This is a genomic window from Variovorax sp. Root318D1, assembly GCF_001424835.1.
In the GTDB taxonomy this organism is placed as follows: Bacteria; Pseudomonadota; Gammaproteobacteria; order Burkholderiales; family Burkholderiaceae_C; genus Variovorax.
Window position 1 is genome coordinate 223,610 of the sequence record NZ_LMCQ01000001.1, and the last position, 25,011, is coordinate 248,620.

The window sequence follows — 25,011 nt, forward strand, 5'->3', positions numbered from 1 at the left end:
CGCAAGCTTATCTTTGCGGTCCGGCGTTGCGCGGCTGCTGTGGTGCAACGCCCTGCAGCACTCTCACCACTTCCTCGGCCGCGCGCCTGCGCAGCTCGACCAGAGACGCATCCGACGAGAACGCGACATGAGGCGTGAGCATGGCGCCGGGATGGGTTCGCAGCTGGGCAGGAACCTCGGGTTCGGATTCGAGAACGTCGAGCGCGGCGCCGGACAACTGCCCGCTGCCGAGGGCTTCGATCACGGCGTCCGTATCGACGACGCCGCCGCGGCTCACGTTGATGAGAAGGCCGCCATGGGGCATCCGTGCGAGCCGCTCGCGGTTGACCAGATGCCGCGTTGTGTCCGTCAGCGGCGCGTGCACGATCACGATGTCGCTCTGCGAGAAGAGGGTGTCGAGTTCCACGCTCTGAGCGCCTTCAGCGTCGGCGGAAAGATAGGGATCGTGTGCCAGCACCCGGCAGCCGAACGCGCCGAGCTTGCGCGCGGTCGCGCGGCCGATGCGCCCGAAGCCGACGATGCCGCAGGTGAGCTCGGCGAGGCGGCGCAGCCTGGCCGTCGCGGGGTCCCAGCGGCCGGCGCGCACTTCGCGGTCGAAGCGGACCAGGCCGCGCGTCCATGCGAGCGCAAAGCCGACCGCATGGTCCGACACTTCCTCCACGCAATAGTCCGGCACGTTGGTGACCCAGATGCCACGCGCGCTGGCGGCATCGACCGCGATGTTGTCGAGCCCCACGCCAAGCCGGGCAACGATCTGGAGTTCCGGCGCGGCAGCGATGGCGTCAGCCGACACAGGCGCCCAGCAGGTCAGGATGGCCGATGGCTGGTGCTCGCGCGCGAGCGCTTCGATGCCGTCAGCCGGCAACGGCGTGGCCGGGCCGCTCACGAGGCGCATGCCGGCGGCTTCGACGATGTTTCGCTCGATGCTGTCGTCGGGCCAGGCGTAGTCGGTGAGCAGGACAGTGTGGTTCATTGTGAGATGGGGATGGAATGCCTAGTCGGCGAGCAGACGGGCCTGTCCGCGTTTGGCGCTGGTGGTTTCCAGCGCGCGGGTGCTGCCGCGCACCACGAGCGTGGGCGGCGAGACGGAGCTGTAGGGGGTTGCGCTTTCAGGCTTTTGCTTCAGCTGGTGGATGAACCAGAGCCCGCAGGCGGTGGCCAGTTCGGAGACCGGCAGGCTCACGGTCGTGAGGCCGGGGCCCCACCAGCGGAAGCCCAGTTCGTCGCCGAAGCCGACGACGGACAGCTGCTCGGGCACGCGCACGCCGCTGGCCAGCAGTTCCTCCAGCACGCCCTGCGTGTTCTGGACCGAACCCAGGACCACCGCCGTGGGCGGGGTGCGCAGCGCGAGCAGGCGGCGGATCGCGTCGCGGCCGAAGTCGGTCGACGCGGGTGCGCCGAGTTCCTCGCGCGCATGCGTGGCCGCCTTGCTGCCGGCGAGGGCGTTCTGAAAGCCTTGCAGCCGCGCGGCGCCCGTGGGCAGGTCGGTGGTGCCGCCGATGTAGGCGATGCGCTGATGGCCGAGTTCGACCAGGTGGCGCGTGGCCTGGAACAGCGCCTGTGCGTCGTCGATGCCGAACCAGTGCTCGCCCAGCGCCGCATGCCGGCGCAGCAGCTGGATGCGCGGTGTCATCTTGAGCAGTCGCACCGACTCCGGATGCGGCCGAGCGGTCGGCACGATGATGATGCCGGCCACGTTGACGCTGGTGAGCTCGCGGATGTGGCGCAGCTCGACCAGGCGGTCGTCGTCGGTCTCGGACAGCGTGAGTTGCAGGTCCGCGCTCTCCAGGCATTTGGACAGCGCATGCGCGATGGTCGAGTAGAAGCTGTTGCGAATGTCCGGAACGACCAGGCCCACTAGGTTGCTGGAGGCCCCGCGCATCATGCGCGCCGCGCGGTTGGCCACATAGCCCAACTCGTTCGCGACCTCGGCCACCTTCTGCTTCATCGCGGCGCTGATGCGCGGGTCGTCGGACAGAGCCCGGCCCACGGTGGAAGCGGAGACCTCGAGGCGCCGGGCAATGTCTTTGATCGTGACCATGTGCGAACTATATGCGCGAGCAGTGTGTGGGTTGCACTAACGATAGCACGACAGAAGACGAACTCCAAGAAAAAGCCGTTTGACTTCATCTAGAAAGTCTCTCTAGAATCAATGCTAACGATAGCATAAAAGAAGAGCGCCGCATCCCAAGGCCGGCCGGATTGATCCGCCGTCCGGCCACCTCGCCTGGATCGCAACGAAAACTGGAGACAAAACATGAAGCCCCACCCCTCCCTGCGTCATCGGGACAAACTGAAAAGTTCATTGCTCGGCATGGTCGTTCTCGGCTCGGCCGGTGCCGCATGCGCGCAGTCGTCTGTCACCATCTTCGGCGTCGTCGACGCGTCGGTCAGCCACTACGCCAGCAAGTCGGAGGACCGCAACTTCGCAACGCCGGCATCGCCGTTCTACGTCAACCAGGGCTCGCGCACCGTGAGCCGGACCGCGCTCGCAAACTCGGCCTACAACAACAGCCGCCTGGGCTTTCGGGGCACGGAGGATCTGGGCGGCGGGCTCGCAGCCGGCTTCTGGCTCGAAAGCCCCATCACCAACGACGACGGCGCAACCGGCCTGGCAAACTTCAGCCGGCGTTCCACCGTGAGCCTCATGGGTGGCTTCGGCGAAATTCGCCTGGGGCGCGACTTCACGCCCACCTTCTGGAACGACACGGTGTACGACCCGTTTGGCGCCGTCGGTGTCGGTGCCAACCTGATCTCCGCAGCCAGCCTTTTCAACACCACCGGCGGTGCCGGCGGTTTCGGCGGCAATGCCAACTACCTGCGTGCCAGCAACTCGATCGGCTACTTCCTGCCTCCCAATCTGGGTGGGTTCTATGGCCAGTTCATGTACGCGCTGCACGAGAACAACAGCTACGACCCCGGCACCGCCACGCCGCCGGGCGTGAACCCGCTCACCGGCCAGGTCAACGCCGGCGCGGTCGCAAGCAGCCGCGCCGGCCGATACGTGGGAGGCCGCGTCGGCTATCTCAACGGCCCCTTGGACATCGCGCTCGCCTATGGCAGCAGCACGGCGGGGGACGACTATTTCGCGGGCACCACCGACAACGTGAAGACGGTCAACCTGGGCGCCTCGTACGACTTCGGCGTCGTCAAGCTGTTTGGCGAACTGTCCCGCGTGAGCAAGACGCGCGACTACGCCGCCGCGCCGCTATTTCCGTTGCCCGACACGGACATCAAGGGCTACCTGATCGGCGCGACTGTTCCGGTGGGGCCGGGCCTCATCCGCGCCGCCTATTCACGGGTCAGCTACGACACGGATGCGGCGCCCACGGCCCTGGTGCCGGTGCCCGACCCCAAGGCCGGCAAGCTCAGCCTCAGCTACGTGCACAACCTGTCGAAGCGCACCGCGCTGTACGCCACCGTCGCGCGCATCAGCAACAAGAACGGCGCGGCATTGACGGTGGGCGGGCCGGCGTTCATCACCACCGGCGTGTTTGCGCCGCGAACCTCGAGCGGATACGACCTGGGCATTCGCCACGCGTTCTAGGTCAGCTTGCGTCGGCGCGGCCTGGCCGGCGCGGGTTGCTGCGCGCCGGGCGTCGCAACGATGAAGTCGACGAAGCCTTGCGCCGCGTGGGAGAGCGAAACGCCCGCGCGCCGCACGAGCGAGACCTCGCGGTCGATCGAGGGGTTCTCGATGCGGCGCCAGCCGATCCGCGCCGGGTCGGCCAGCTTCACCGCATAGCCGGGAAGAACCGCGACGCCGAGCCCGGCGTCCACCATGCCGATGAGCGAGCCCGCATAGTTGGCCTCCCGTGCGGGCTTCAGCATCATCCCGGCGGCGGCGAAGCCGGCTTCGGTGAGGTCGCGGAAAACGCTGCCGCGGCTCAATGCAAGCACCGGCTCCTGCGCAAGGTCCGTCCAGCTCAGTTTCTTCAGGCGGCTGAACGCATGCCCCGCCGGGAACGCGGCCGCCATGGCTTCGGAGAAGAGCAGGGTGCGCTGGATGTCTGCCTCATCCGACGCGAAAGTGCCGATGCCGATGTCGGCCGCACCGCCGCGCACCAGCGGCAGCACCTGGTTGGGCAGCGTGTCTTGCAGCACGACCTCGATGCCGGGGTATTGCGCGCCGAAGGCGGCCAGGATCGGCGGGAGGTAGGTGCTGGACAGCACCAGCGGGGCCGCCACCACGACGCGTCCGCGTTCCCGCGCCACCAGCTTGTCCACACCTGCGATCGCCGATTCGAGCTCGGCCAGGATGCGTTCCGCGCGCGGGAAGAAGTCGCTGCCCGCCGCCGTCAGCGCCACGGTACGTGTGGTGCGGTCGAACAGCCGGGTCTCGATGGCGCTTTCGAGTTCGCGCACCAGGAGGCTCAGGGCCGACTGCGTGAGGTGCATGGCCTGCGCGGCGCGGGTGAAGTTGCCGAGCCGCGCGACCAGCACGAAAGCCCGGAGCTGGCGGAGAGTCACATTCATGAGCGGAGCCAATCATTCGATTGGAAAGTCTCGATTGAATCATAGCCACGCGCGTCTTCTAATCACTCCAACACAGAAAGACCCGAGACATGAAACGCCGTGAACTTCTCCTTGCCTCCGTGCCGGCGCTTGCTGCCGCCGCTTTGCCTTCATGGAGCGTTGCGCAGCCTGCCTACCCGAGTGCACCCATCAAGGTGCTGGTGGGTTTTCCGCCCGGCACGGCAACGGACGTGGCGGTGCGCGCCGTCGCCGATCAGATGGGCAGGCGCATGGGCCAGCCCTTCATCGTGGACAACCGGCCTGGCGCCGGCAGCAACATCGCGGCCAAGGCCGTGGCCACGGCGCCGCCCGACGGCTATACGGTATTTGCGATCACGATCGCCAACGTCATCAACGCCGCGTTCCCGGTGGCCAATGCGGTCGACCCGCTGAAAGACTTCAAGCCCATCACGCTGATCGGGAACGTGCCCAATGTGCTGGTGGTCCATCCCTCGCTGAAGGTGTCGAGCGTGGCCGAGCTGATCGCGCTCGCCAAGGCCAAGCCGGGCTCGCTGTCCTTTGCCTCGTCGGGCGTCGGCACCTCTCCGCACCTGTCGGGCGAACTGTTCGCGCGGATGGCCGACATCAAGATGGTCCATGTGCCGTACAAGGGCAGCACGCCCGCGGTGACCGACCTTCTCGGCGGCCAGGTGCAGCTCATGTTTTCGCCGGCCTCCACGGTGCTGCCGCACGTGCGGGCCAACAAGCTGGTGGCGCTGGCCGTCACCAGCCCGCGCAGGACCTCGATCGCACCGGAGCTGCACACGCTCGACGAGCTGGGCTTGAAGGGTTTCGACACCTCCGTGTGGATGGGGCTGATGGCACCGGCACGCACGCCGGACAGCGTGATCGCCGCGCTGCGCACCGCGGCCCATGCGGCGCTCGATTCGAGCGAGATCCAGGCGATCTACAAGGCCCAGGCCATCGACGTCCTGAAGACCAGCGACGCGGAACTGTCCCGCTTTCTGCAGGGCGAGGGCACCCGGTGGTCGAAGTTCATTCAGCAGACGGGCATCAAGCCCGAGTGAGAGCAGATTTTTTTCAAAGGAATATCGACATGTCCAAACTGCGCGCCACCGAGTGCCGCGAATTCATCGCTGCGGTCACTGAAAAAGCCGCGGAAATGGGGGTGCCCATCTCCGTTGCCATCGTCGGGCCCGAGGGCCACCTGATCGCGCTCGAGCGCATGGACGACGCGGGCTTCATCACGCCGGACACGGCCCGCGCCAAGGCGTTCACCGTGGCCGCCTTCCGCTCGATGAGCCCGCGCTTCAGCGACGGCCTGGTGATCCAGCAGTGGTTCAAGGAGCGCAACCCGCAGATGCTGGTCAACGCATCGGTCTTCACCAACGGCCAGGTGGTCGCCTCCGGCGGCTGTGCACCCGTGTTCAAGGGCAACGAAATGGTCGGCGCCTACGGCATCAGCGGTGCGACGGGCGACCAGGACGAGGAGATCGGCCAACACGCCCGCGCGAAGGTGGGCTGGGCCCACATGCCGGTCGATGACACGACGCCCGAAAGCGTGAAGAAGCACGTGAACGAGATCTACAGCAAGGTCGGCCTGAAGGATCGCGCCCTCTGAGTGCCGCGCGCGGCGGCCGAGCCTGCCCCGCGTTGACCCCGTCCCCCCAATTTTCAAACTGCCCGCCGCGCGCGGGCAACGGAGAACCCATGCCTTCCCAACCCGCCGTGCTGGCTGAAGCGGCCGACGCCCTGTGGCGCGCCGCCCAGACCGGCCACTTCATTCCACCGTTGAGAGCCACCTATCCCGGCCTCGACGCAGCCGACGCCTACGCCATCCAACGGATGAACACCGAGCGCAAGCTGGCCGAAGGCCGCCGCGTGGTTGGCTGCAAGATCGGCCTCACAGCACGCGCGGTCCAGGCCCAGCTTGGCGTCGACCAGCCCGATTTCGGCGTGCTGTTCGATGACATGAGCTTCGGCGACGCAGAGCCGATTCCCATGCAGCGGCTTCATCAGCCGAAGGTCGAGGCGGAGATCGCCTTCGTGCTCGGTCGGGACCTCGGCATGGCCAACCCCGGGCACGCGGACGTGATCAACGCGGTGGACCATGTGCTCCCGGCCATCGAGATCGTGGGCAGCCGCATCGCGGGCTGGGACATCCGGTTCGTCGACACGGTGGCGGACAACGCGTCCTCCGGGGCCTTCGTCCTGGGCGGATCTCCGCGGCTTCTCAGGGAGATCGACCTCAGGCTGTGCGGCATGGTCATGAACCGTCGCGGCGAGCCGGTGTCGGTCGGCGCGGGTGCGGCATGCCTGGGCCACCCGATCAATGCGGTGGTCTGGCTGGCTCGCACCATGGCCGCGCTCGGCCAACCGCTGCGCGCCGGCGACCTGGTGCTGTCGGGCGCACTCGGCCCGATGGTGGCGGCCGCACCCGGCGACGTGTTCGAAACCCACATCAACGGACTCGGGAGCGTCAAGGCCGTGTTCGAAGCCGCTGCCACCGCAAAGGAATCCCAATGAGCCAGGCACACGAATTCGCACATCTGCTGGACGATGCCGCCCGCCATGCCAAGGCCGTGCCGCAGATCGACCCGAAGGGCGAGCTCTTGCTGGCCGATGCCTATGCGATCCAGTCCGCATCCATTCAGCGCCGCGTGGCGCGCGGTGAGCGCCGCGTCGGCGTGAAGATGGGCTTCACAAGCCGCGCCAAGATGGTCCAGATGGGCATCGACGACGTGATCTGGGGGCGCCTGTCCAGCGGCATGCAGGTGGAGGAGGGCACCGCGGTGAAGTTCGCGCGCTTCGTGCATCCGCGTGTCGAGCCCGAGCTGGCTTTCGTGCTGAAGAAGCCGCTGGCCGGCGACGTCACCGCGGCCGAGGCGCTCGCCGCGGTCGAGGCCGTGGCGCCGGCGCTCGAGATCATCGACTCGCGCTACCACGACTTCAGGTTCAGCCTGCCCGACGTGATTGCGGACAACGCCTCGTCGAGCGGCTTCGTGATCGGCGCCTGGAGCGACCCGCGCCAGGATTTCAGCAACCTGGGCCTCGTGATGAGCATCGACGGACGCGTGGTGCAGGTCGGTTCCACCGCCGCCATCCTTGGCCACCCCCTGCGCTCCCTGGTGGCTGCGGCGCGCCTCTCGGCGGCGGCCGGCGAGCCGCTGCAGGCCGGCTGGGTGGTGATGGCGGGCGGCGCCACGCCCGCCGAGTGGATCAAGCCGGGCCAGTACATCTCGATCGAGATGGAGCGCCTTGGAACCGCCGGCTTTCACGTCGAGGAGTGAACCATGCCCATTGCTCTGATCAAGATCATCGAGGGGCGCAGCCCCGACAAGAAGCGCCGCCTGATAGAGAGCGTGTCGCGCGCCATGGCCGAGAGCCTCGAGATGCCGGTGGACGCGGTGCGGGTGCTGCTGCACGAGTACCCGTCGGGCCATTGGGGTCGCGGTGGCCAGCTCGTGTCCGACATCCGAGCGGAAGCCACCAACGAAACCCCCAGCGAACAGCTCGCCGATGCAACGGCCAAGCTGCTCGCCAACTGAAGAAAGAAGCCACGTGACGAAGAAACTGAAGGTCGCCATCATCGGCCCGGGCAACATCGGCACCGACCTGATGATCAAGGTCATGCGCAGCAGCAAGCACCTGGAGATGGGTGCGATGGTCGGTGTCGACCCGAGCTCCGATGGCCTGGCCCGCGCCGAGCGCCTGGGCGTCGCCACCACGGCCGAAGGCATCGAAGGGTTGCTGCGGCTCGGCGTGTTCCCGGACATCGACATCGTGTTCGATGCCACCTCGGCCGGCGCCCATGCGCGCCATAACGAGGTGCTGCAGGCCCATGGCGTGCAGGTCATCGACCTGACGCCCGCGGCCATCGGCCCCTACGTGATCCCCGCAATCAACCTCGAGGCCGAGAACGCCAGCAACATGAACATGGTGACCTGCGGCGGGCAGGCGACCATCCCCATGGTGGCTGCCGTATCGCGCGTTGCCAAGGTGCACTACGCCGAGATCGTGGCATCGATATCGAGCAAGAGCGCCGGTCCCGGTACGCGCGCCAACATCGACGAGTTCACCGAAACCACCCGGGCCGCGATCGAGAAGCTCGGCGGCGCGGAGCGCGGCAAGGCGATCATCGTGCTGAACCCGGCGGAGCCGCCGCTGATCATGCGCGACACGGTGTTCGTCTTGTCCGAGGCGGCCGACCAGGCGGCGGTGGAAGCCAGCATCGCGCAGATGGTGGCGAGCGTGCAGGCCTACGTCCCGGGCTACCGCCTGAAGCAGCGCGTGCAGTTCGACGTGATTCCCGTCGACCGGCCGCTCAACGTGCCCCGGCTCGGCTTGCGCCATGGGCTCAAGACCTCGGTCTACCTGGAGGTGGAAGGCGCCGCGCATTACCTGCCGGCCTATGCAGGCAACCTCGACATCATGACCTCGGCCGCGCTCGCGTGCGCGGACCTGATGGCCGAACGGCGCATCGCCAGCGGCATCGCCCGCGGCCTGAAGGAGTTTGCATGACCGGCGGAAAGAAGCTCTACATCAGCGACGTCACGCTGCGCGACGGCAGCCATGCCATTCGTCACCAATACACCATTGCCAACGTCAAGGCGATTTCGGCGGCGCTGGACGCTGCCGGCGTCGACAGCATCGAGGTCGCGCACGGCGACGGGCTGGAAGGCTCCAGCTTCAACTACGGCTTCGGTGCGCATACCGATGTCGAATGGATCGCGGCCGTGGCCGAAACGGTGAAGACCGCGAAGGTCGCCACTTTGCTGCTGCCCGGCATCGGCACCACGCACGACCTGCGCAATGCCTACGACGCTGGCGCGCGCATCGTGCGCGTCGCAACCCACTGCACAGAGGCCGACGTGTCGCGCCAGCATCTGGAATACGCGCGCGAACTCGGCATGGACCCGGTGGGGTTCCTCATGATGAGCCACATGACCACGCCGAGGAAGCTGGCCGAACAGGCGCTCTTGATGGAGAGCTATGGGGCAAGCTGCGTCTACGTGGTCGACTCCGGCGGGGCGCTGGGCATGGACGATGTGCGCGACCGGTTTCGCGCATTCAAGGAAGTGCTGAAGGCCGAGACGCAGACCGGCATTCACGCGCACCACAACCTGAGCCTGGGCGTGGCGAACTCCATCGTTGCGGTGGAAGAGGGCTGCGACCGCATCGACGCCAGCCTGGCCGGCATGGGCGCCGGTGCCGGCAACGCGCCGCTCGAAGTGTTCATTGCGGCGGCCGAGCGCCAGGGCTGGCGCCACGGCACCGACCTCTACAAGCTGATGGACGCGGCCGATGAGCTGGTGCGCCCGCTGCAAGACCGCCCGGTGCGCGTAGATCGTGAGACGCTGGCGCTGGGCTATGCGGGCGTGTATTCAAGCTTCCTGCGCCATGCCGAAGCGGCCGCGAAAAAGTACGACCTCAAGACCGTGGACATCCTGGTCGAACTGGGCGCGCGCAAGATGGTGGGCGGCCAGGAGGACATGATCGTGGACGTGGCGCTCGACCTGCTTCGCCGGTCCGCGCAGGGCCGCGGCCATGCGGCTCTTGCCGGGGGACTGCCTGGCTGAGCTCACTCCGCCTGGATGCCCGCCTCCTTGACCACCTTGCCCCACTTGGCAAGGTCGGACTTGATCAGCGCGGCGTATTCCTGCGGCGTTCCGCCTTGTATCTCGATGCCGGCCGCCTCCAGCTTCGTGCGCACGTCGGGCAGCTTGAGCGCCGCGTTGATCTCGGCGTTCAGCTTGGCGACGATCGCCTTCGGCGTGCCGGCGGGCGCCAGGAACCCGCCGTTGGTGTTGGCGTCGTAGCCCTTGAATCCCTGTTCGTCCGCGGTTGGCACGTCGGGCAGCGACCGGGTGCGCTTGCGCGTAGACACGGCCACCGCCCGCGCGTTGCCGGCTTTCACCTGCGGCAGGATGGCGGTGATTGTGTCGATGAAGAGCGCGGTGCGTCCGGCCAGCAGATCCGGATGCGCGGCGGACGAGCCCTTGTACGGGACCAGCAGCATCGGCGCACCGCTTGCCATGCGGAACATCTCGGCCGCCATTTCCTGCGCACTGCCGCGGCCGGAGGTGGCAACCTTGGCTTCGTCCGGATGGGCCTTCATCCAGGCTACGAACTCGGGCAGCGTCTTCGCGGGAAGCTGCGGGTAGATGGCAAACACCAGCGGAACCTCGTGCGTGTAGACGATGGGCTCGAAGCTCGTCAACGGGTCCCAACCGAGATTCTTGAACAGGAACTTGTTGGTGTTGTGGCTGCCGCCCACGATGCCGATGGTGTAGCCGTCGGGCGCCGACTTGGCGAGAACGTCGGTGCCGAGATTGTTGGATGCACCGGGCCGGTTGTCGACGATCACCGGCTGGCCCATCGACGCTGCGAGCTTGTCGCCGACGACACGGGCGATGGTGTCGATCGCCCCGCCCGGCGGGGCGGGCACGATGATCTTGATGGCTCGGGCCGGGTAGGTGGCCTGGGCCAATGCCACGGCGGGCACGGCAGCCAGCGACGCCGAGACGGCAAGGATCTTGAACAGGGAAGCGAGTTGCATGAATGTCTCCTTATCAGGGGTCTCTTGTTGTGAAGGGCGGCGCGCGCGTTCACTCGATCGTGATCTTGCGGCTGCGGATGATCTGGGCGTAGCGGCTTCTGTCATCGCCGATGAGCCTGGCGAACTCCTGCGCCGTGGTGGCGCGCGGCACGCCGCCCAGGCCGACGAAACGTGCCTTGACCGATTCGTCGGCCAGCACGGTGCGCACGTCGGCCGCGATGCGGTCCACCACATCCTGCGGCGTGCCCGCCGGCGCCAAGAGGCCGATCCAGGAGATCGCGTTGAAGCCCGGCGCCACGGTTTCCGCAAGCGTGGGCACCTCGGGAAAGGCCGGTACGCGCTTGTCGCCGGTCACGGCCAGCGCGCGCAGCTTGCCCGCCTTGATGTGGCCGGAGGCCTCCAGCACCGTCATGAACGACAGCTGCACATGGCCCGCGAGCAGGTCGGCGATGGCCGGACCGCCGCCGCGGTAGGGCACATGCAGGATGAAGGAGCCCGTCTGGTCCTTGAACATCTCGGCGGCCAGGTGCGGCGCGCCGCCGGCGCCCGAACTGCTGTAGCTCATCTGGCCCGGCTTCGACTTGGCCAGCGCCACGAACTCGGCCGCCGTCTTCGCGGGGACCGACGGATGGACCATCATGGCCAGCGGCAGCTCGGCCACCAAAGACACCGGGGCAAAGGCCTTGTCGGCGTCGTAGGGCAGCTTGGGATACAGCAAGGGATTGATCGCCTGCGTGCCGATGTTGCCGAGGAGCAGCGTGTAGCCATCGGGCCTGGACTTGGCGACGTAGTCGGCGCCGATCTGCCCGGCGGCGCCGCCCTTGTTCTCCACGATGACGGGCTGGTTCCAGCGCCGGCTCAACTGCTCGGCGATCACGCGGCCGCCGGTGTCCGTGCCGCCGCCCGGCGGGAATGGAACCACGAGGGTCACGGGGCGGGAAGGGAAGGCCTGCGCGAAGCAAGGCGCGTGGAGGGCGCAGAAGGCAAGGGCGAGTGGGATCGCAAGGCGTCGAGTGAACAAGGGTGTCTCCTTCGTTTGTTATGGATGCGGTTGCTGCGCGGGAACGCAGGCGCTCAGGTGGTCAGGCTCATGGCGGGGCGCTCGCCTGCCAGGGCCTGTGCAATGCTCGCCAGCACCATCTCGCCCATCGCGGTGCGGGTCTCCCAGGTGGCGCTGGCGCGGTGGGCCTGCAAGGTCGCGCGGCCGGACTGGCGCAGCGCCAGCGGCACGTGCGGTTCATCGACGAACACGTCCAGGCCGGCGCCCGCGATGCGGCCGGCGGCCAGCGCCTGCGTCAGGGCGGCTTCATTGACGAGCCGGCCGCGCGCGACGTTGACCAGGAAGCCGCGCGGTCCCAGCGCATCGAGCACGGTTGCATCGACGATGCCTTCGGCCTGGTCCGCGGCTGCGCACAGCACCAGTGCGTCCGACGCGCGGGCCAGATCCAGCAGGCTCGGCATGAAGCGATGCGCGACGTCATCCATGGCGCGCAGATCGGTGTAGCCGATGGAGCAGCCGAAGGCGGCTGCCCGCACGGCCACGGCCCGGCCCACGCGGCCCATGCCGACGATGCCGATGCGCATGCCGCTGAACCGCCGGGCGAGCGGAATGGCGCTGGGCTGGGGGTGAAGCTCCCACTGGCCCTCCCGCACGAAGCGGTCGCCGGCGCACAAATTGCGGCACGCCGCGATCAGCAGGCCGATGGCCAGGTCGGCCACGTCTTCCGTCAGCGCGCCCAGCGTGGCGGTGACGGGCAAGGCACGCTCGCGGCAGTACGGCAGATCCACTGCGTCGGTGCCGACACCGTTGATGGCCACCACCTTGAGGCTGGGCAGCTGCTCCAGCATCGCCCGCGAAATGCCGGTGTGCCCACCGGTGATCACGGCATCGATCGATGCGCCATGTTGACGCAACCAGGCCGCGGGATCGCTCAATTCGAAGTGCTTGTGCACCGTGTAGAGCGATGCGAGCTTGTCGTTGATTGCGGGAATCAGTATCGGGTTCAGTTGAAGGACTTGGGGTTGCATGGCGAAGAAGTTCATTGGCGAAGGCCGAGCCGCCAGCGATCTGGCGGCATGGACGCATGCTAGTGATGCATTGACATATTGGTCAATATTGATCTATATAATCAATAGAAATTGACTCTACGCCGCACCGCCATGGCTTCCTGGATTTCGATGAACGAGGCGTGCAACCTCCTGGGCGTGCAGCCTCAGACGCTCTACGCGTACGTGAGCCGCGGCAAGCTCGAGGTCTCGCCGGACCCGGCCGACACGCGGCGCAGGCTCTACCGCGCCGAGGACGTGGCCGTGCTGGCCAAGCGCAAGCAGGCCGGCCGCAAGCACGAGACACTGGCCGCGAACACGCTGTTCGGCTCCGAACCCAGCATTCCGACGGCCCTGTGTGCGTTCTCCCGTGGGCGTCCGTACTACAGGGGGCGCGATGCGGTGGCCATGGCCCGCACGGCCACGCTCGAAGACGCGGCCCAGCTGTTATGGGGCGCCGAGCGCGCCGTCGATTTCTCCTGCATGACGCCGATGCGCGCAGGCAAGCCGGGCCGCGACGCGGCCTTCGCCGCGCTGGCCAGCCTGGCGGCCGCCGGCCACTCCACAGGAGGACGCCTGACCCGGGTGCTGCATGCCGAAGGCCAGGAACTGGTCGGGCAGGTGGCCAATGCATTCGGCGCCTCGCCAGGCCAAGAGCCGCTGCACCTGCGCTTTGCCAAAGGGTGGAAGCAACCGGCCAAGGTGGCCGATTTGCTGCGAACGGCCATGGTGCTGCTGGCCGATCACGAGTTGACCAGTTCCGCCTTCGTCGCGCGCATCACGGCGTCGACAGGCGCTTCGTTGCCCGCATGCCTGCTGGCCGGATTGACCACGCTCTCGGGCCCCTTGCATGGCGATGCCTCGGGCCGCGTGCGCGCGCTGTTCAGCGAGGTGGAGCGACTGGGCGAGGACCAGGTGCTGGCCCATTACCTCGCCAACGGCCTGTCGCCGGCGGGCTTCGGCCATCACCTCTATCCCGACGGCGATCCGCGTGCGGCCGCCCTGCTGGATCTGTTCGAACCGCCGAAGGTGATCGTGCGCTTCATCGCAAAGGTGACGAAGCTGACCGGCTTGCAGCCCAACATCGACGTTGCCTTGGCCGCCCTGGTGGCCCACCATCGGCTTCCCGCCGATGCGGCTTTCGGTCTGTTCGCAACGGCGCGCAGCGTGGGGCTCCTGGCGCACAGCCTGGAGCAGCTGAGCGTGGCGCAAGTCATCCGCCCGCGCGGGCGCTATGTGGGTCCGGTGCCCGAAGCGAGCGAGCAGGGCGGTTGAACGCGGGAGACTAGCGCCATCGCGATCAGCTGTTGGGCTTTGCGTATTGCTCCGCGCTCATCATCTCCAGGCCAACGAAGGGCTTGTCGCCCTCGACCCATGCATCGTGGCCCGGAGGAATGGTGTACGACATGCCTTCCTCGATGGCGGTCTTGGTGCCGTCATTCATCTGCACGGTGATGCGGCCGGAAACCGCGTACCCCACATGAGCCACCTGGCAACTGTCCGTGCCGACGACTGGCTTGATGCACTTCGACCAACGCCACCCGGGCTGGAAATTGAAGCGCCCGAGCGTGTAGCCCTCGAGGCGGACCACTTCGACCCGGGTCTTTTCCGGCTCCCGAACCTCGTCCGGTTCGTCATGGGATTTCGTCTGGAGCTTGCTGACATTCATGGGACTGGCCATCGCGTCTTCTCCTTGCACGAGTGAGCAGATAGTCGGCGGCAGCCTCGTGCCGAACCGCACGTCGAACGGTTGGATGTTAGTACCGAGGACACACTTCGGCGACGTATTTCGACAGTTTTTGAAAACCTTATTAGTACTGTTTAAAAATACAGTAGTATCTGGGGCATGGACTCCATTCCTGCTCCCCTCTGGATCGCCGCTTGCGCGCACCGGCTGCAGCAGCGGTGGCATACCGTCGATCCGCTCGAGCTGGAGGAAGTTGCGCGCGAGCTTTGGCGCGATCCTCGCCTACGCGCAATGTCGCCCACGGAGGCGGCGGTCGAGTGGCTGCAACCGGTAGCGTACGGCAATGGGCATCCTGGTCGGCACGGCTTCTTGGACTGACAAGACGCTGCTTGCGTGCGGTCGCTTCTACCCGAAGGAGGTGAAGACCGCCGAGGCACGCCTGCGCTACTACGCGTCGATCTTTCCGCTGGTGGAGGTCGACTCCAGCTTCTACGGCATTCCGGCGCCGGCCAACGCAAAGCTGTGGGCCGAGCGCACGCCCGAGGCCTTCACCTTCAACGTGAAGGCCTTCCGGCTCTTCACGGGCCACCAGACCGATGCCAAGGTGCTGCACAAGGACATCCAGCAAGCCTTGGCTGGGACCAGCACCAAGACCCTCTACTACCGCGGCATGCCGCCCGAGATCAGCGTGGAGCTGTGGCGGCGTTTTCGCGAGGCCATTGCGCCGCTCAGGCTGGCGGGCAAGCTCGGGCTGGTGCACTTCCAGTTTCCGCCCTGGCTCGTCTGCAACCGCGAGGGACATGCGCATGTGGCGCACTGCGTCGAGCAGATGGCGGGCCACACGATGAGCATCGAGTTCCGGCACCGCTCATGGTGGGACGACGCGCACCGCGCAGGCACCATCGAGTTCCTGCGTAAGCTTGGTGCCGTGCACACCATCGTCGACGGCCCGCAAGGCTTTGCCAACAGCGTGCCGCTGCTGGCGGAAATCACCAATGCCGACTGCGCGCTGGTGCGCCTGCACGGACGCAATGTCGACACTTACAACATCAAGGGCGCGGCCTCGGCGGCCGAGCGCTTCGACTACGACTATCCGGACCCCGAGCTGCGGGAGATCATGATGGAAGTGGTGCGCTTGGCCTACAAGGTGCGCAACACGCACGTCATCTTCAACAACTGCGACGAGGACAAGGGCCAGCGCAACGGCATCACGTTCATGAAGATGCTGCTGGCGCACGGATGAGGGTTGGCATCAACCGCTTCACCAAAGCGGCCATCTCCGAAGATGCCATCTCGCCTTCGCCCAGGTCCGCCATGCAAGGTATATGGCCATGACACCCCCCGTTTCCTTCACTGTTCCTATCTGGATGCGGGAGCGTTGCCGTTCCCCTGGCGCGGCACCGTGGTGCCACTGGCGGGAACATTGCCCGGCCCTTCCGATGGATCGTTGATGCCGTAGAAGAAAAGCACCCCCACGACGATGACCGCGATGGCGGCCAACAGGATCCACATCAAGCGGCGGCCGATGTCGCCCTGCTTGTGCTCTTGCCTGGTTTCCATGGCGCCCAGGCGGTTATCTGCGCATTTCGACCAGGTACGCCCGAACCGCATCGGCTGAATTGCCCACGACTCTCACCGCGTCTCGCAGCTGCGTCTCGGAACACTTCAGCGCCTCGGTCCATGATCGCACTTCGTGCGGCTCATCAATTGCGATCAGCTTGCGATCCAGTCCTGTCTTCTTGAGGTCGTCGGCCATTTTTTTTCTCCTGTGGTCACGGCGGCACAATGCCTCCGGCACCTCAGGTTGAGCGCGGGGGAGCCACGGCGCCATGCCGTTTTGACGCGTCTTGCTGACAGTGACTCTCCTACGCGGCGCCGGAACATGCTCATGGGCGGTCCGCGCACTTGCAACCCTAGGATTGCAACCCTAGGACGATCGGGGCGACAGTTGCGCGCGCAGCCACGCGGCCATGTCGCCCATCACCTGGTTGCCCAGCGGCGATACGGCGGTGAAGTGAATGCAGGCGTGAATGGCGCCGGGATAGTGGCGGTGCTCGGTCGGCACGCCGGCCTCTGCGATGCGCAGCGCGAGCGCATGGCCTTCGTCGCGCAGCGGGTCATGGCCCATGGTGGCCAGCCAGGTGGGTGGCAGCGTGTTCAGGGACTGCGACTGCAGCAGGGCGAAATCGGCATGCCGCGCCAACTGCTCGCGCCCGCCCAGGTAGCAATCGATGAACCACTGCATGACACCGGTGGTGAGGAACTTGCCCTCTCCGTTCTCCGCCATCGAAGGGCTCGGCTCGCTGTAGTGCTGGGCGACCGGGTAGATGAGGCCTAGCGCGCGCGGTGCCATGGTGCCGGCCGAACGCAGCACCGCCGCGGCGGCCAGCTGCGCGCCCGCGCTGTCGCCGGCCAGCGCGATGCGCGAGGGATCGGCGCCGAGCGCTTGCGCGTGCGCAGCCACCCAGCGCAGCGTGCAGGCCACGTCGTCCACCGCCGCCGGAAAGGGATGCTCGGGCGCCAGCCGGTAGTCCACCGCCACCACCACGGCGTCCACGTCATGGCACAGGGTGCGGCACACCTTGTCGTGGGTTTCGAGATCGCCGATCACGAAGCCGCCACCGTGAACGTAAAGCAGCAGGGGAAGCGGCCCCTTCGCGTCGGGCTGGTAGATGCGCAGTGTTAGCGGGCTTGCAGGACCGTCGATGACGCGGTCGTCCGCCGATGCGATGGGAGGTGCCGCCAAGCCCAGCGCGGCAGCCAGCTCGCGGTAGACCTGGCGCGCCACCGGCGGCGGCAGCGACTCCAGCGGCGGGCCGCCCTGCGCGGCGGCCTGTGCCAGAAAGCCGGCCAGCGCCGGATCGAGGGGTGCCGTGTCGAGCACGGCAGCAATGGAAGTGCGGGTCATCGGGCGTTCAGATGTAGGTCGATGCCAAGCCGCCATCGACCGGAATGTTCGCGCCGCTGATCCAGCGCGCCTCGTCGCTGCAGAGCCACGCAATCACCGGCGCGATCTCGTCCGCGAACCCGGGGCGCAGCATGCGGTGCGCATCGGCCTGCACGCGCTCCTGGCCGAGCATGCTCACGAAGTCGCCCAGGATCGGCGTGAACACCGGGCCCGGCGCCACGCAGTTCATGCGCACGCCGCGATCCAGAAACCATTGCTGCGACTGCGTGGCGCTCCAGACGATCAGCGCTTCCTTGAAGTACTGGTAGCAGGTCTCCTGCGGCACCATGTGGTCGCGCAGCCAGTGGGCGCCGGCCTCGAAGCCTTGCGCGGCGGCCAGGGCCTTGTGCGGCGCCAGTCGCTGCGGCCATTCGGCGCCGAGGATGGAGGCCACGTTGACGATGGAGCCGCCGCGCGGGATGCGCGGCAGCGCCTGCTCCGTCAGGTGGCGCAGCCCCAGGTAGTTGACGTCGGCCACCAGCTTGACCGGCGCGGTGCCGGGCACGCCGGCGATGTTGCACAGCGCATCGAAGCGCTCGGGCAACTGCGCCACGGCCGCATCGATGGCGGCGACGGAACTCAGGTCGGCCTTGACGAAGCCGTCGAGCGTGAGGCTCGGGTCGTTGCGGTCCACGCCGATGACGCGGGCGCCGGCAAAGCGCGCGATGCGAACCACCTCGGCGCCGATGCCCGACGACACGCCGGTGACGACGATGGTTTTTCCTTGAAGCTGCATGAAATGTCTCCTCGTGGGTTCAATAGCCAACTGGCACTCAGAACGGATAGGGATGCGGCGCCTGCTTGATGGTCAGCCACTGCCACTGGGTGTATTCCTCCCAGTCGGCGGGGCCGCCCACGCTGCTGCCGTTGCCGGCGATGCCGGGTCCGCCGAAGGGGTTGACGCACTCGTCGTTGACGGTCTGGTCGTTGATGTGGACCATGCCGGAGTTCAACTGCGCGGCCATGGCCATGGCGCGTCCGATCGAGGGCGAGATCACCGCCGATGCCAGGCTGCCCTGGTGGTTGTTGGCCAGGGCCACGGCCTCGTCGTCGGTGTTGAACGTGATGATGTTGGCGACGGGCCCGAACACTTCCTCGTCGTACACGCGCATGCCGGCCTTCACGTTGGTGAGCACCGTGGGTTTGTAGAAGAGGCCCTCGCTGGTGCCGCCGGCCAGCAACTGCGCGCCGGCCGCAATGCTGTCCTGCACGATGGCGTGCACGCGGTCGCGCTGCTTCGCGTCGATCAGCGGCCCCAGGGCCACCTGGCCGCTGGCACCGTCGCCCACCGGCAGGTGCTGGGCCTTCGCGACCAGCCGCTGCGTGAAGGCGGCGGCGATGCTTTCGTGCACGATGATGCGATTGGTCGCCATGCAGATCTGCCCCTGGTGCAGGTAGGCGCCCCAGGCGGCATTGCTGGCCGCGATGTCGAGGTCGGCGTCTTCCAGAACGATCAGCGAGTTGGCGCCGCCCAGCTCCAGCGTGACCTTCTTCAGATGGCGCCCCGCCAGCTCGCCGATGCGCCGGCCCACGGCGGGCGAGCCGGTGAAAGCGATCATCGGCACGTGCGCGTCGGTCACCAGCGCTTCACCGGCGGCGGCGTCGCCGGGCAGCACCTGCAGCAGGCCGGCGGGCAGGCCCGCCACTTCGAACACGCGGGCGATCATGAAGCCGCCGCTCACCGGCGTGCGCGAGTCGGGCTTGACCACCACGCCGTTGCCCGCCGCGAGGGCCGGTGCCACGGTGCGAAGCGTGAGGATGAGCGGAAAGTTGAAGGGCGAGATCACGCCCACCACGCCACGCGGCACGCGTCGCGCCAGGCTGGTGATGCCATGCGCACTCGGCAACACCTGGCCCTGCGACTGCAAGGGCATGGCCGCCGCCAGATGGCACAGGGTGATGGCCTCGCGCACCTCGTGCTGTCCCTTGGGCAGGATGGCGCCGGTCTCCCGGGCCACATACAGCGCCAGCTCGTCGAAGTGCTGCTCGAACAGTGCCGCGGCCCGCAGGAACACCGCGGCCTTCTCGCGCGGCGCCACCTGCGCCCAGTTTTTCTGCGCCTGCGCCGCGGCGGCCGTGGCCAGCGCGACGTCCTGCGCGTCGGCAATGCCGACGCTCGCCATCACCTGGCCCGTGGCCGGTTCGACGACGTTGCGCACACCGCCTGCGGACGCGACCCACGCGCCGTTGAACACCTTGCCGGCCCAGGCCGCCGGGTCCAGGAACGCCAGCTTCTGCGAAACACCCATGACTCACCCCTTGCGAAAAAAGTTGATCGACGGGCCGCGGTGGAAATGCCGCGGCACCGACTTCTTTTCGCAACGGGCATACCAACGGCGCCGTGGCGGGGTGGCCCGGCGCCGCTGCGCGAGGCTGTTTTCATTCGGGGGTTAGGGGAATTCCCGGAGTTGTAATAGTTATTGTGAATAACTGGTTTACCCTGATCCGGGCTTTCACCAAATGCTCAAAAATCGGCCGCCCGTTTCACCAAACGATGAACCCGAAATTGACCAAAGCCATTGCCTCACCGGTCCCCGGGCGGATCTCCCTGGCCGAGGTGGCGCGCGCCACCGGCGCCGCGCTGGGCCGTTTCGACGGCGCCGACGTGGCGCGTGCGATGAGCCGCTTCGACGCCTCGCACGTCGGGAACGAAGAGCACCCGACCATTGCCGACATCAGTGAGTGCCTGTTCTTTTCGCCGGGTGACGGCCGCATCTGGCTGCAGGACCAGCGCATGGTGCTGCTGCATACCGAAGCGCTGGGGTCCCTGCGGCGCGAGCTGATCGACAGCCTGGGCCAGGAGAAGGCCCGCGGCCTTTTCACCCGCGCGGGTTACGTCAGCGGCGCGCGCGACGCGCAACTGGTGCGCAAGCACTGGCCCGAGGCCGAGCCGGCCGCAGCCGCCATGGCCGGCACCCGCCTGCATGCGCTGGAAGGCCTGGTGAAGGTCGAGCTGGTGCACGCGCGCTACGACCCCGAGACTTCGGACTACGAGGGCGAATTCATCTGGCACCACTCGGTCGAAGACGACGAGCACATCGCGGCCTACGGCATCGGTGGCTCCCCGGCCTGCTGGATGCAGGTGGGCTATGCCACTGGCTACGTCAGCACGCTGTTCGGGCGGCTGGTGGTGTTTCGCGAGGTTGCCTGCCGCTCGATGGGCGAGAGCCATTGCCGCGTGATCGGAAAATCCGCCGAGCGCTGGGACGACGTGGAAGAAGACATGCGCTACCTGCGCGCACGCGAATTCGTGGGCGTTTCCGGTGGCGTGTCGCCTTACGGCGGCGCGGCGGCGCGGGCCGCCGAGTTGCCCACGTCCCCGCGCAAGAGCGACGCGATGGTGGGTGCGTCATCGGCCTTCAACGCGGCCTGCCACCTGCTGCATCGCGTGGCGCCGACCACGGCCACCGTGCTCTTTACCGGCGAGTCCGGCGTCGGCAAGGAAAAGTTCGCGAGCATGCTGCACAGCATCAGTCCGCGGCGCGACAAGCCCTTCGTCGCCGTGAATTGCGCGGCCATTCCGGAGACGCTGATCGAGTCGGAGCTGTTCGGCGTGGAGCGCGGCGCCTACACCGGCGCCGGTGCGGCGCGGCCGGGCCGCTTCGAGCGCGCCCACGGCGGCACGCTGTTCCTGGACGAGATCGGCACGCTGAGCTACGCGGCGCAGGGCAAGCTGCTGCGCACATTGCAGGAGGGCGAAGTCGAGCGCGTGGGCAGCACACGCAGTGTTCAGGTCGACACGCGCGTCATCGCGGCCACCAACGTCGATCTGCGCCAGGCCGTGCGCGACGGCAAGTTTCGCGACGACCTGTTCTTCCGGCTCAACGTCTTTCCCATTCACCTGCCGCCGCTGCGCGAGCGGCGCGACGACGTGCCGCTTTTGATGAGCCATTTCCTGCAGCACTACGGCCGCAAGCATGGCCGGCAGACCGCCGGCTTCACGCAAGCCGCCGTCAAGGCGCTGCTGAATTACGACTACCCCGGCAACATCCGCGAACTGCAGAACCTGATCGAGCGCGCAGTGATCGTCGCGCCCGAGGGCAGCCTGCTCGACGTGCACCACCTGTTCACAAGCGGCGAGACGCTGGACAAGAACGTGCTGTCGGTACGGCCGGATGGCCACCTGGCGGGCACCTCTCCACAGGCCACGGACGCAAGCCACGTCGTGCCAGACCGCACCGGCTCTGGTTCGTTGGGGCAGATGGAAGAGACGCTGATACGCCGCGCGCTGGAGCAATGCGGTGGAAACCTTTCGGCAGCGGCACGGGTGCTGGGCATCACGCGTCCCCAGCTGGCCTACCGGGTGCGCAAGCGCGGGCTCATGGTGCGGTCCGAGCTGGATTGACGGGACAAATACGACCCCTCGGGGCTAAGCCAATCTCGCAGATTTGACTCTCAGGGTTTGCCCTAGCCCCCGGTCCGGCGATTCGGACGGGCTCCTTGCCCCGCATCCGGATCGTCGGCAGCTCGCTCGCTTCATCTCCGCCTCATCTTTCGTGAAATCAACGACTTAGCGAGCGTTGCGCGCGGCGCGCCGCGTGGCACATCGATTGCTCTGTACCAAGGCCGGCCGCATCGCTCGATGCGGGTCCTGGCCATGACACAGGAGACAAACCGATGAGCAGCATGGGCGACCTTGACCCCACGGAAACTGGCGAGTGGATCGACGCGCTCGGCGCGGTGCAACAACACCGCGGCAGCGAACGTACGAACTTTCTGTTGAATCGCCTGGTCGACCAGGGCCGGCGCGACGGGGTGTACGTGCCCCGTTCGCTGAACACGGCGTACAAGAACACCATCCCGCCCGAGCAGGAAGAAAAGTCGCCCGGCAACCGAGAGATCGAGCACCGCCTGCGCTCGATCATCCGCTGGAACGCGATGGCGATCATCCTGCGCGCCAACAAGGACTCGTCGGAGCTCGGCGGCCACATTGCGAGCTTCCAGTCGGCGGCCACGCTTTACGACATCGGCTTCGGCCACTTCTGGCATGCGGCCACCGACACGCACGGCGGCGACCTGCTGTTCATCCAGGGCCACAGCTCACCCGGCATCTATGCACGCGCTTTTCTCGAAGGCCGCCTGAGCGAGCAGCAACTGCTCAACTATCGCCAGGAGTCCGACGGCAACGGCATCCCGTCGTACCCGCACCCCTGGCTCATGCCCGACTTCTGGCAGTTCCCCACGGTGTCGATGGGCCTCGGCCCGCTGATGGCGATCTACCAGGCGCGCTTTCTCAAGTACCTGCACGGTCGGGGTCTGGCCGACACGGCGCCGCGCAAGGTCTGGGCCTTCATGGGCGACGGCGAGATGGACGAGCCCGAATCGCTCGGCGCCATCTCGCTCGCGGGCCGCGAAAGCCTGGACAACCTCGTGTTCGTCATCAACTGCAACCTGCAGCGCCTGGACGGCCCGGTGCGCGGCAACGGCAAGATCGTGCAGGAACTGGAGTCCGTGTTCCGCGGCGCTGGCTGGAATGTGATCAAGGTGCTCTGGGGCAGCGGCTGGGACAAGCTGCTCGCCAAGGACAAGAGCGGCAAGCTCTTGCAGCGCATGGAAGAGTGCGTGGACGGCGAATACCAGGACTTCAAGAGCAAGAGCGGCGCCTACGTGCGCGAGCATTTCTTTGGCAAGTACGACGAGACGAAGGCGCTGGTCGCCGACATGAGCGACGACGAGATCTGGGGCCTCACGCGTGGCGGCCACGACCCCGAGAAGGTGTTTGCCGCGTATGCCGCCGCCGTCAAGCACAAGGGCCAGCCCACGCTGATCCTGCCCAAGACGGTCAAGGGCTACGGCATGGGTGAATCGGGCGAGGGCCAGATGATCGCGCATCAGGCCAAGAAGATGACGCAGGACGCGCTGCGCGGCTTTCGTGATCGCTTCCAGATCCCGGTGTCCGATGAAGAGCTGCCCAACGTGCCCTTCATCCAGTTGGCCGAAGACAGCCCCGAGATGAAGTACCTGCGCGAGCGCCGTGCCGCGCTCGGCGGCTACCTGCCGCAGCGCCGCCGCAAGTCGACCGCGCTGGAGATTCCGCCGCTTTCCACCTTCGAGCGCCTGCTCAAGGACACGGGCGAGCGCGAGATCTCCACCACCATGGCCTTCGTGCAGATGCTCGGCACGCTGGTGCGCGACAAGCAGATCGGCAAGCACGTGGTGCCCATCGTGCCCGACGAGTCGCGCACCTTCGGCATGGAAGGCATGTTCCGCCAGCTGGGCATCTGGTCGTCGCTCGGCCAGCTCTACAAGCCGCAGGACGCCGACCAGCTCATGTACTACCGCGAGTCGAAAGACGGGCAGGTGCTGCAGGAAGGCATCAACGAGGGCGGCGCGATGTCCAGCTGGATCGTCGCGGCCACCTCGTACAGCACGAACAACGTGCCGATGATTCCGTTCTACATCTACTACTCGATGTTCGGCCTGCAGCGCGTGGGCGACCTGGCCTGGCTGGCCGGCGACATGCGTGCGCGCGGCTTCCTCTTGGGCGGCACGGCGGGGCGCACCACGCTCAACGGCGAAGGCCTGCAGCACGAGGACGGCCACAGCCACATCCTGGCCGGCACCATTCCCAACTGCGTTTCGTACGACCCGACCTTTGCCTACGAGGTGGTCGCCATCGTGCGCGACGGCATGCGCCGCATGTACGCCGAGCAGGAGGACGTGTATTACTACATCACCCTCATGAACGAGAACTACCCGCATCCCGGCATGCCCGAGGGCAGCGAAGCGGGCATTCTCAAAGGGCTGTACCAGCTGAGCGATGGCGGCAAGACACCCAAGAAGGGCCACCGCGTGCAACTCATGGGCAGCGGCACCATCCTGCGCGAGGTGATGTTCGCGGCCGAGCTGCTGAAGGCAGACTTCGGCATTGCCGCCGACGTGTGGAGCGCCACCAGCTACAACGAGCTGCGCCGCGACGGCATGGCCGCCGAGCGCTGGAGCCGGCTGCACCCGACCGAGCCCGCGCGCAAGAGCCACGTCGAGCAATGCCTCGAAGGCCACGACGGCCCGGTCATCGCGGCCACCGACTACATGCGCAACTACGCCGACCAGGTGCGCGAGTACGTGCAGGCCGCGGGCCGGCGCTACACCGTGCTGGGCACCGACGGGTTCGGGCGCAGCGACTACCGCCGCAAGCTGCGCCGCTTCTTCGAGGTCGACCGCTGGCACGTGGCCGTGGCCGCGCTCAAGGCGCTGGCCGACGATGGCGTGATCAAGCACGCCGTGGTGGCCGAGGCCATCGCGAAGTACGGGCTCGATGCCGAGCGCGCAGCCCCCTGGACCGTCTGAGGCAAG

The 25,011-nt window shown here is 67.1% G+C and carries 24 protein-coding genes; 12 read left to right on the forward strand and 12 right to left on the reverse strand.

Going from position 1 to position 25,011, the window contains the following annotated elements:
- Nucleotides 1-7: 7 nt before the first annotated feature.
- Together ASC78_RS01020 and ASC78_RS01025 are read right to left on the reverse strand one after the other, a co-directional pair.
- On the reverse strand, nt 8-973 hold the full coding sequence (locus tag ASC78_RS01020; protein WP_055795287.1) for a C-terminal binding protein: 966 nt from the start codon (nt 971-973) through the stop codon (nt 8-10).
- Nucleotides 974-994: 21 nt separating this feature from the next.
- A complete protein-coding gene (locus ASC78_RS01025) occupies nt 995-2,041 on the reverse strand; it encodes a LacI family DNA-binding transcriptional regulator (protein ID WP_055795289.1) in 1,047 nt (348 codons plus the stop codon).
- 252 nt (nt 2,042-2,293) lie between these two features.
- Here ASC78_RS01025 and ASC78_RS01030 point away from each other — a divergent pair, with 252 nt between their 5' ends.
- Entirely contained in the window at nt 2,294-3,547 is a 1,254-nt protein-coding gene (locus tag ASC78_RS01030; protein ID WP_055795902.1) for a porin, read from the forward strand.
- Here ASC78_RS01030 and ASC78_RS01035 read toward each other — a convergent pair.
- Entirely contained in the window at nt 3,544-4,476 is a 933-nt protein-coding gene (locus ASC78_RS01035) for a LysR family transcriptional regulator (RefSeq protein ID WP_055795291.1), read from the reverse strand. The two genes, ASC78_RS01030 and ASC78_RS01035, sit on opposite strands and share 4 nt — an antisense overlap.
- A gap of 89 nt (nt 4,477-4,565) precedes the next feature.
- On the opposite strand from ASC78_RS01035, the gene ASC78_RS01040 reads away from it, so the two are divergent.
- From ASC78_RS01040 to dmpG, 7 genes are all read left to right on the forward strand, one after another.
- Nucleotides 4,566-5,543 (forward strand): tripartite tricarboxylate transporter substrate binding protein, encoded by a 978-nt coding sequence (locus tag ASC78_RS01040; RefSeq protein WP_055795293.1) that lies wholly within the window; start codon nt 4,566-4,568, stop codon nt 5,541-5,543.
- Between the two features lie 29 nt (nt 5,544-5,572).
- Nucleotides 5,573-6,097, forward strand: a complete 525-nt coding sequence (locus ASC78_RS01045; RefSeq protein WP_055795295.1) for a GlcG/HbpS family heme-binding protein — start codon at nt 5,573-5,575, stop codon at nt 6,095-6,097.
- A gap of 89 nt (nt 6,098-6,186) precedes the next feature.
- Nucleotides 6,187-7,002 carry a 2-keto-4-pentenoate hydratase gene (gene mhpD, locus ASC78_RS01050; protein ID WP_055795296.1) on the forward strand — a complete coding sequence of 272 codons (816 nt, stop codon included), beginning with the start codon at nt 6,187-6,189 and terminating at the stop codon, nt 7,000-7,002.
- Nucleotides 6,999-7,766 carry a 2-keto-4-pentenoate hydratase gene (locus tag ASC78_RS01055; RefSeq protein WP_055795299.1) on the forward strand — a complete coding sequence of 256 codons (768 nt, stop codon included), beginning with the start codon at nt 6,999-7,001 and terminating at the stop codon, nt 7,764-7,766. The genes mhpD and ASC78_RS01055 overlap by 4 nt, the downstream gene beginning before the upstream one ends.
- A gap of 3 nt (nt 7,767-7,769) precedes the next feature.
- Nucleotides 7,770-8,024, forward strand: a complete 255-nt coding sequence (locus ASC78_RS01060; protein WP_055795301.1) for a 2-hydroxymuconate tautomerase family protein — start codon at nt 7,770-7,772, stop codon at nt 8,022-8,024.
- Complete coding sequence (locus ASC78_RS01065; protein ID WP_200934236.1) at nt 7,996-8,997, forward strand: acetaldehyde dehydrogenase (acetylating); 1,002 nt, start codon at nt 7,996-7,998, stop codon at nt 8,995-8,997. Before ASC78_RS01060 ends, ASC78_RS01065 begins: the two co-directional genes overlap by 29 nt.
- Nucleotides 8,994-10,055, forward strand: a complete 1,062-nt coding sequence (dmpG, locus tag ASC78_RS01070) for a 4-hydroxy-2-oxovalerate aldolase (RefSeq protein WP_055795305.1) — start codon at nt 8,994-8,996, stop codon at nt 10,053-10,055. Before ASC78_RS01065 ends, dmpG begins: the two co-directional genes overlap by 4 nt.
- 2 nt (nt 10,056-10,057) lie before the next feature.
- Here dmpG and ASC78_RS01075 read toward each other — a convergent pair whose 3' ends face one another.
- The 3 genes from ASC78_RS01075 to ASC78_RS01085 are packed head-to-tail and all read right to left on the reverse strand — an operon-like array spanning nt 10,058 to nt 13,063.
- The gene (locus ASC78_RS01075) at nt 10,058-11,035 is read right to left on the reverse strand and encodes a Bug family tripartite tricarboxylate transporter substrate binding protein (RefSeq protein WP_055795307.1); all 978 of its coding nucleotides are present in this window, start codon (nt 11,033-11,035) and stop codon (nt 10,058-10,060) included.
- A gap of 49 nt (nt 11,036-11,084) precedes the next feature.
- Entirely contained in the window at nt 11,085-12,056 is a 972-nt protein-coding gene (locus ASC78_RS01080; protein ID WP_055795309.1) for a Bug family tripartite tricarboxylate transporter substrate binding protein, read from the reverse strand.
- A gap of 53 nt (nt 12,057-12,109) precedes the next feature.
- Complete coding sequence (locus tag ASC78_RS01085) at nt 12,110-13,063, reverse strand: 2-hydroxyacid dehydrogenase (protein WP_055795903.1); 954 nt, start codon at nt 13,061-13,063, stop codon at nt 12,110-12,112.
- A 132-nt stretch (nt 13,064-13,195) separates the two neighbouring features.
- On the opposite strand from ASC78_RS01085, the gene ASC78_RS01090 reads away from it, so the two are divergent.
- The gene (locus ASC78_RS01090; RefSeq protein WP_055795312.1) at nt 13,196-14,356 is read left to right on the forward strand and encodes a citrate/2-methylcitrate synthase; all 1,161 of its coding nucleotides are present in this window, start codon (nt 13,196-13,198) and stop codon (nt 14,354-14,356) included.
- A gap of 25 nt (nt 14,357-14,381) precedes the next feature.
- Here ASC78_RS01090 and ASC78_RS01095 read toward each other — a convergent pair whose 3' ends face one another.
- On the reverse strand, nt 14,382-14,762 hold the full coding sequence (locus ASC78_RS01095; RefSeq protein ID WP_055795313.1) for a cupin domain-containing protein: 381 nt from the start codon (nt 14,760-14,762) through the stop codon (nt 14,382-14,384).
- Nucleotides 14,763-15,111: 349 nt separating this feature from the next.
- Here ASC78_RS01095 and ASC78_RS01100 point away from each other — a divergent pair, with 349 nt between their 5' ends.
- On the forward strand, nt 15,112-16,011 hold the full coding sequence (locus ASC78_RS01100) for a DUF72 domain-containing protein (protein WP_055795315.1): 900 nt from the start codon (nt 15,112-15,114) through the stop codon (nt 16,009-16,011).
- Nucleotides 16,012-16,127: 116 nt separating this feature from the next.
- Here ASC78_RS01100 and ASC78_RS01105 read toward each other — a convergent pair whose 3' ends face one another.
- The 5 genes from ASC78_RS01105 to ASC78_RS01125 all read right to left on the reverse strand — a co-directional run bounded on the left by ASC78_RS01105 (nt 16,128) and on the right by ASC78_RS01125 (nt 19,964).
- On the reverse strand, nt 16,128-16,328 hold the full coding sequence (locus ASC78_RS01105; protein WP_055795318.1) for a hypothetical protein: 201 nt from the start codon (nt 16,326-16,328) through the stop codon (nt 16,128-16,130).
- A 13-nt stretch (nt 16,329-16,341) separates the two neighbouring features.
- Nucleotides 16,342-16,524 carry a DUF3606 domain-containing protein gene (locus tag ASC78_RS01110; protein ID WP_055795319.1) on the reverse strand — a complete coding sequence of 61 codons (183 nt, stop codon included), beginning with the start codon at nt 16,522-16,524 and terminating at the stop codon, nt 16,342-16,344.
- Between the two features lie 171 nt (nt 16,525-16,695).
- Nucleotides 16,696-17,676, reverse strand: a complete 981-nt coding sequence (locus ASC78_RS01115; RefSeq protein WP_055795322.1) for an alpha/beta hydrolase — start codon at nt 17,674-17,676, stop codon at nt 16,696-16,698.
- A gap of 7 nt (nt 17,677-17,683) precedes the next feature.
- The gene (locus tag ASC78_RS01120) at nt 17,684-18,451 is read right to left on the reverse strand and encodes a coniferyl-alcohol dehydrogenase (RefSeq protein WP_055795323.1); all 768 of its coding nucleotides are present in this window, start codon (nt 18,449-18,451) and stop codon (nt 17,684-17,686) included.
- Nucleotides 18,452-18,488: 37 nt separating this feature from the next.
- Complete coding sequence (locus tag ASC78_RS01125; RefSeq protein ID WP_055795325.1) at nt 18,489-19,964, reverse strand: benzaldehyde dehydrogenase; 1,476 nt, start codon at nt 19,962-19,964, stop codon at nt 18,489-18,491.
- 245 nt (nt 19,965-20,209) lie between these two features.
- On the opposite strand from ASC78_RS01125, the gene ASC78_RS01130 reads away from it, so the two are divergent.
- Together ASC78_RS01130 and aceE are read left to right on the forward strand one after the other, a co-directional pair.
- Nucleotides 20,210-22,060, forward strand: a complete 1,851-nt coding sequence (locus ASC78_RS01130) for a sigma-54-dependent Fis family transcriptional regulator (protein WP_055795326.1) — start codon at nt 20,210-20,212, stop codon at nt 22,058-22,060.
- 272 nt (nt 22,061-22,332) lie between these two features.
- Nucleotides 22,333-25,005 carry a pyruvate dehydrogenase (acetyl-transferring), homodimeric type gene (gene aceE, locus ASC78_RS01135; protein WP_055795328.1) on the forward strand — a complete coding sequence of 891 codons (2,673 nt, stop codon included), beginning with the start codon at nt 22,333-22,335 and terminating at the stop codon, nt 25,003-25,005.
- The last annotated feature ends 6 nt before the right edge of the window (nt 25,006-25,011 follow it).

Bases quoted from the DNA above. Each gene is read 5' to 3' on its own strand.
- ASC78_RS01115 (WP_055795322.1), bottom strand. From the start codon at position 17,676: ATGACCCGCACTTCCATTGCTGCCGTGCTCGACACGGCACCCCTCGAT.
- ASC78_RS01065 (WP_200934236.1), top strand. From the start codon at position 7,996: ATGCAACGGCCAAGCTGCTCGCCAACTGAAGAAAGAAGCCACGTGACG.
- ASC78_RS01130 (WP_055795326.1), top strand. From the start codon at position 20,210: ATGAACCCGAAATTGACCAAAGCCATTGCCTCACCGGTCCCCGGGCGG.
- ASC78_RS01020 (WP_055795287.1), bottom strand. From the start codon at position 973: ATGAACCACACTGTCCTGCTCACCGACTACGCCTGGCCCGACGACAGC.
- ASC78_RS01075 (WP_055795307.1), bottom strand. From the start codon at position 11,035: ATGCAACTCGCTTCCCTGTTCAAGATCCTTGCCGTCTCGGCGTCGCTG.
- ASC78_RS01090 (WP_055795312.1), top strand. From the start codon at position 13,196: ATGGCTTCCTGGATTTCGATGAACGAGGCGTGCAACCTCCTGGGCGTG.
- ASC78_RS01110 (WP_055795319.1), bottom strand. From the start codon at position 16,524: ATGGCCGACGACCTCAAGAAGACAGGACTGGATCGCAAGCTGATCGCA.
- ASC78_RS01105 (WP_055795318.1), bottom strand. From the start codon at position 16,328: ATGGAAACCAGGCAAGAGCACAAGCAGGGCGACATCGGCCGCCGCTTG.
- ASC78_RS01055 (WP_055795299.1), top strand. From the start codon at position 6,999: ATGAGCCAGGCACACGAATTCGCACATCTGCTGGACGATGCCGCCCGC.
- ASC78_RS01060 (WP_055795301.1), top strand. From the start codon at position 7,770: ATGCCCATTGCTCTGATCAAGATCATCGAGGGGCGCAGCCCCGACAAG.
- ASC78_RS01040 (WP_055795293.1), top strand. From the start codon at position 4,566: ATGAAACGCCGTGAACTTCTCCTTGCCTCCGTGCCGGCGCTTGCTGCC.
- ASC78_RS01085 (WP_055795903.1), bottom strand. From the start codon at position 13,063: ATGCAACCCCAAGTCCTTCAACTGAACCCGATACTGATTCCCGCAATC.
- ASC78_RS01120 (WP_055795323.1), bottom strand. From the start codon at position 18,451: ATGCAGCTTCAAGGAAAAACCATCGTCGTCACCGGCGTGTCGTCGGGC.
- ASC78_RS01100 (WP_055795315.1), top strand. From the start codon at position 15,112: ATGGGCATCCTGGTCGGCACGGCTTCTTGGACTGACAAGACGCTGCTT.
- aceE (WP_055795328.1), top strand. From the start codon at position 22,333: ATGAGCAGCATGGGCGACCTTGACCCCACGGAAACTGGCGAGTGGATC.
- mhpD (WP_055795296.1), top strand. From the start codon at position 6,187: ATGCCTTCCCAACCCGCCGTGCTGGCTGAAGCGGCCGACGCCCTGTGG.
- dmpG (WP_055795305.1), top strand. From the start codon at position 8,994: ATGACCGGCGGAAAGAAGCTCTACATCAGCGACGTCACGCTGCGCGAC.
- ASC78_RS01125 (WP_055795325.1), bottom strand. From the start codon at position 19,964: ATGGGTGTTTCGCAGAAGCTGGCGTTCCTGGACCCGGCGGCCTGGGCC.
- ASC78_RS01045 (WP_055795295.1), top strand. From the start codon at position 5,573: ATGTCCAAACTGCGCGCCACCGAGTGCCGCGAATTCATCGCTGCGGTC.
- ASC78_RS01095 (WP_055795313.1), bottom strand. From the start codon at position 14,762: ATGGCCAGTCCCATGAATGTCAGCAAGCTCCAGACGAAATCCCATGAC.
- ASC78_RS01025 (WP_055795289.1), bottom strand. From the start codon at position 2,041: ATGGTCACGATCAAAGACATTGCCCGGCGCCTCGAGGTCTCCGCTTCC.
- ASC78_RS01035 (WP_055795291.1), bottom strand. From the start codon at position 4,476: ATGAATGTGACTCTCCGCCAGCTCCGGGCTTTCGTGCTGGTCGCGCGG.